At 75.4% G+C, this 597-nt stretch carries 1 protein-coding gene; it reads right to left on the reverse strand.

From position 1 onward, the window contains the following. Window positions 1–597: DUF5682 family protein (locus ACYVE7_RS35355; protein ID WP_460371056.1), on the reverse strand; the 597-nt coding region annotated here is incomplete at both ends.

A 597-nucleotide genomic window follows, 5' to 3' on the forward strand; every position in this document is an offset into this window, starting at 1 on the left:
GTGAGGATGAGGAGGGCTGTGGTGGTGGCTTGGGTGGCGCGGGGGTGGTGGAGGGCGGTGGGGGAGGGGTCGGGGGTGGTGAGGTGGGTCAGGCGGGTGGTGAGGGCCTGGCGTTCGGGTGGGGAGTGGGCGGCGAAGACGCGGCGGAGGAGGGGGAGCGTGGTGGTGAAGGAGTCGGGGGGGAGGGAGGTCAGCCAGGTGTCGAGGAGGCGGAGGAGGGGGGTGTCGTGGAGGAGGACGAGGATGCCGGGGGAGAGGAAGCCGTCGAGCCAGGCTGCGGCGCGGGCCGGGGGGACGCCGGGGGAGACGGCCCGGGACATGCGGGCAGGGAGATCGTGGAGGTGGCCCGCGTCGGACAGGAGGCGGGTCAGGCGGCCTTCGAGGAGGCCGTGCAGGGTCGGGGAGGACAGGAGGTCGAGGAGGGCAGTGGTCCAGCGGGACGTGTGGGCCGCGTCGGCCAGAACGGCCAGGGAGTCGTCGACCTCGGCGATGCGGTCGAGGAGGGTGCGGGCGGCGTCGTCGTCGAGGGAGGCGGCGGCGCGGGGGAGCGCCAGGCAGACGCGGACGACCAGGCCGTCGACCGCGGTGCGGAGCGGG

The sequence above is a fragment of the Actinocorallia lasiicapitis genome (genome assembly GCF_054778695.1).